This window comes from Emticicia sp. (assembly GCF_049241225.1).
In the GTDB taxonomy this organism is placed as follows: Bacteria; Bacteroidota; Bacteroidia; order Cytophagales; family Spirosomataceae; genus Emticicia.
Genome location: NZ_JBMLRC010000203.1, coordinates 4,257 through 8,257, shown reverse-complemented (window position 1 = coordinate 8,257; position 4,001 = coordinate 4,257). Strand labels below are relative to the sequence as shown.

Annotated in this window: 3 protein-coding genes; all 3 read left to right on the top strand. The window is 40.2% G+C overall.

What is annotated here, in order from left to right:
- Window positions 1-300, top strand: a 300-nt coding sequence (locus tag ACOVO2_RS11270; RefSeq protein ID WP_421770066.1) for a hypothetical protein, incomplete at its 5' end; no start/stop codon positions are given.
- Between the two features lie 11 nt (window positions 301-311).
- Window positions 312-2,195: a RagB/SusD family nutrient uptake outer membrane protein gene (locus ACOVO2_RS11265; protein WP_421770065.1), complete on the top strand. Its 1,884-nt coding sequence runs from the start codon at window positions 312-314 to the stop codon at window positions 2,193-2,195.
- Between the two features lie 49 nt (window positions 2,196-2,244).
- On the top strand, window positions 2,245-4,001 hold a 1,757-nt coding region (locus ACOVO2_RS11260), incomplete at its 3' end, for a TonB-dependent receptor plug domain-containing protein (RefSeq protein ID WP_421770064.1).

Genomic DNA, 4,001 nt, shown 5'->3' with positions numbered 1-4,001 from the left:
GGTACACCGATTCCACGCTGGCTTACTACTCCATTCGGAGACTACCGAGGAACACAATACATGTTCGATGGCTCTTATGTTCGCTTAAAAAATGCCGAAATAGCTTATACTTTCACATCAGAACTCAGCAGAAAATTAGGGTTCAATAGCCTAAGAGTATATCTCAACGGTAATAACCTCTATGCTTGGAGCAAAATGCCAGACGATAGAGAGTCGAATTTTGCAGGAACAGGCTGGGCATCGCAAGGAGCTTATCCAACTGTAAAAAGATATAATTTGGGTTTAAACATAACTTTCTAATTAATAAAATCATGAAAAATAGAATAAAACTTTTAGCATTAGTTTGTTCACTATCTTTTGGGGTTACTTCATGTTCAGACTTTTTAGACCGTGACCCTCAATCATTGGTATCTGACAAAGATGCCTTCAAAAACTTTGTTAATTTCCAAGGTTTCACCGAAGAACTCTACCATACTATTCCTGACTTTACCAATGGATATTGGACAAATTCGTTCAACTGGGGTGAAGACGAAATCCAATCAACGGCTCAGAATTTCCACTTTGGCGTGAAAATCGATAATGGAGATTTTTGGGGCTGGCAACGCAATTTCGATGGCTGGCAAGCAGGTTGGATGGACCGTAATAATAACCAAACCAACGACGACCGTTTCGCAAAATCGCTTTGGGGATTGGGCTGGTACGGTATCCGTAAAGCAAATTTAGGTTTAGCCAATCTCGATAAACTAACTGACGCTACTCAGGAAGAAAAAGACTTAATCAAAGGACAATTGTTATTTTTCCGTGGGTGGTATCACTTCATGTTCATGCAGTTTTTTGGTGGCTTACCTTACATTGATAAAGTATTGCCAGGTGATGAAAAACTTACCTTACCACGCCTAAAATACAGCGAATGTGCCGATAAAGCAGCCGCAGATTTTAGAGAAGCAGCCAATTTATTGCCAACCGATTGGGACAACACAACGGCTGGTAGAAGAACATTAGGTAAAAACCAATTGCGTATCAATAAAATTATGGCATTGGGTTATTTGGGTAAAAACTATCTGTGGGCGGGTAGTCCGTTGATGAACCAAGTTTCGGGTGGAAGCTCTTCATACAATGCCGATTATTGCAAAAAAGCAGCCGAAGCATTTGGCGAATTGCTTACTCTGACCGAAAGTGGAGCAGCTCCTCATAAATTGCTTCCTTTCTCACAATACTACACAAATTTCTATACAACTGGTCAAAACTGGCAAATTCCTGGTGGAACAGAAGCTATTTTCCGTGGGCCTTACTATGGTGCAAATAACTCAAACTGGGGAACAAGCAAGCAATATAGTCCATTGATTATCAGTGAAGGCGACGTGAAGTTTTTACCAACTTCTAACTACGTAAATAACTACGGAATGGCAAATGGAATGCCAATCAAGGACATTACTAAAGCCGACCCAGAGTCTGGTTATAACCCAGAGTTTCCGTGGAGAGGTCGTGACCCACGTTTTTACAACGACATCGTTTTTGATGGCGTAAGAATGGTCGCAGGAAGTATTCCAAATGCTGCCGAAGTAAATAACCGCCACGCAAATTTACATACAGGCGGCTCGTATCGTGATATTGCTACGGGTAGCCGCACAGGATATTTATTATTCAAATTTGTACCAAGAACCGCTAACAAATACGACCAAGGTTACAGCTACGATAAGAGTTTGAATATCAAAGTTCCGTACATGCGTTTGGCAGATATTTACTTGATGTATGCAGAAGCTGCCGCACAAGGATACGGTTCGGCTTTAGGAAAATCAAGCAATTATTCAAAAACATCGGTTGATGCTATCAACGTAATCAGAGAAAGAGCAGGTGTAAGCCCAGTAAATGCAAAATTCTTAGGTTCGTTGGATACCTACATGGAAGAAGTAAGACGTGAGCGTGCAGTAGAACTCTCGTTTGAGGGACACCGCTTCAACGACCTTCGCCGTTGGTTGCTAATTTCAAAAAGCCCTTACACACTCAAAAAATCAATCGAGTTTGACAGAGCCGCTCCGCTTGACCCTTCTAAAGACCCGAAAGACAACCGAGTATTGAATTTACGTGAAACCACCATCTTGGAGCGTAAATTTACCGAAAAACATAATTGGTTGCCTTTGAAGGTAAACGACGTGAATTTATACGTAGAGTTTGGTCAAAACCCTGGCTGGTAAAAGCGAGCCAAATCAAAAAATGAGATAAAAATTGATAAACGATTAAGCAATGAAGTTTATAAAAATAATGATATGCTTGTGTCTGATGTTGGCTTTTCCGAAAGCCAACATCATGGGGCAAAGCACTCCGATAATAAAGATTAATGCTACCGTGGTGGGTGCTGATAAGCAGCCTATCGGTGGAGCTGTGGTAAAAGGTTCGGACGAAAGTTCAAAATCAGTTACGACCGATGCCGCAGGTAAATTCTCGCTTGATGTACCCAAAAATGATGTAATTTCGATTGTTGCAAAAGGCTTTGTAAACAAATACGTTACGGCTACCGAGCAAGTAAAAGAAATTGCAATGACCATAGAATTCGAGAAAGAAAAAGTCCGAGTTGCTTTTCGTGACATGGATAAAAAAGATATTCTTGGCGGTATTTCGTCAGTAAATGTTCCAGAACTTCTTCAAAAAAACTACTTTACTTATTCATTGGCCGATATGGAAGCACTTATTCCAGGGTTTAATGGCAATAGTAATTGGGGTATGGGAAGTTATTTGTTTATGATTGATGGTGTACCTCGTGAAACAGGAAACGTAGCCCCAACCGAAATTGAGCAAATCGTATTTTTGAAAGGTGCAAATGCTGTTGCTCTTTACGGTAGCCGTGCCGCAAAAGGTGTGGTAAATATTATTACAAAAAGAGGAGTTGCTGGCAAAAACCGTTTCGACCTCCGAATCAATAATGGCGTAAATACACCGAAAGCAATGCCTCGCTATCTGGGTTCGGCCGAATATATGTCGCTTTACAACGAAGCACGTAGAAATGATGGTTTGACCAATCTTTATTCTGACTTAGATATTTACAATTATGCTTCGGGTACAAACAAATACCGCTACCCGAATATTGATTTTTATTCGCCAGAATACCTCAAAAGTTCTTACGGAAGTTATGATGCCACAGCCGAAATTTCGGGAGGAAACGAGCGTGTAAAATATTACACAAACTTAGGTTATGCAAAAACGAGTTCGCTTCTAAACTTTGGTGAAGCAAAAAACAATAATAGCTCTGACCGACTTAATTTTAGAGGAAATATTGATGTAAATCTCAACGAATACATTTCTTTCAATGCAGATGCAACTGCCATTTTCTTTACGGGTCGTGGTGTAAATGCTAATTTCTGGAATGCGGCCACAAACATTCGCCCAAATCGTTTTTCACCGTTGATTCCAATTGATTTAGTTGAGAAAGAAGATGCAGCTTCGCAGGTTCTCATTCAAAATAGCAATAACATCATAGATGGTAAGTTTTTATTGGGTGGAACGCAGTTAGACCAAACCAACCCACTCGCTACTATTTATTCGGGTGGAAATAATCAATACTCAAACCGTCAATTTCAGTTCAATACAGGCATAAAAGCTGATTTAAGAAATGTTTTGAAAGGCTTAACTTTCAAATCGGCCTTTGCGGTAGATTATGCCACCGAATATAGTTTATCGTATAACCATACTTATGCTACTTACGCTCCAACTTGGAATCGTTACAGTGGCACCGACCTCATAAGTACACTTACGGTTTATAACCAAGACTCACGCTCGGGAACTCAAAACGTTTCGGGCAACAGATACCGTCAGACGGTTGCTTTGTCAGGTCAATTAAACTATGATAGAACATTCAATTCAAATCATAATTTATCGGCTATTTTCTTAGTAAATGGCTTCCAACAATCAGAATCGGCCATTTATCACCGCACGAGCAATGCCAATTTAGGTTTCTTGGCAAGCTATAACTATAAGCAAAAATACTACGCCGATTTAAGTGCGGC